This is a genomic window from Bacteroides sp. AM23-12, assembly GCF_003434395.1.
Lineage (GTDB): Bacteria > Bacteroidota > Bacteroidia > Bacteroidales > Bacteroidaceae > Bacteroides > Bacteroides thetaiotaomicron.
This window is the reverse complement of sequence record NZ_QTLF01000110.1, coordinates 1-293: the sequence shown is the minus strand read 5'-3', so window position 1 is coordinate 293 and position 293 is coordinate 1. Positions and strand designations below refer to the sequence as shown.

Here is a 293-nt window from a genome sequence, read left to right as displayed (position 1 = left end):
TTACGGAAGTAACGGGCGTCGCTACGTGGCTACCGGACAGCTCGAAGGTGCTTTTCCCGGTGATTTCGCTTGGCGTCTGCAGGGAACCTGGTCAAATTCCGGGGACCGTTCCACGGCGCACTATCTTCTGAACAACACGGGAACCAGAGAGTATCACGCTTCCGCCTCTCTGGGCTATGACCGCGGACGTCTGAGAGTGGAAGGTTTCTACAGCCGCTTCTACAGCCGGACAGGGGTGATGCTCAGCGCCCAGATGGGTAGCGAGGACCTGCTGGCGGAACGTATCCGGCTTG

Annotated in this window: 1 pseudogene; it reads left to right on the top strand. The window is 59.4% G+C overall.

The features are described 5' to 3' along the window. A pseudogene (locus DW640_RS24255) lies at window positions 1-293 on the top strand (TonB-dependent receptor); the annotation flags it as partial.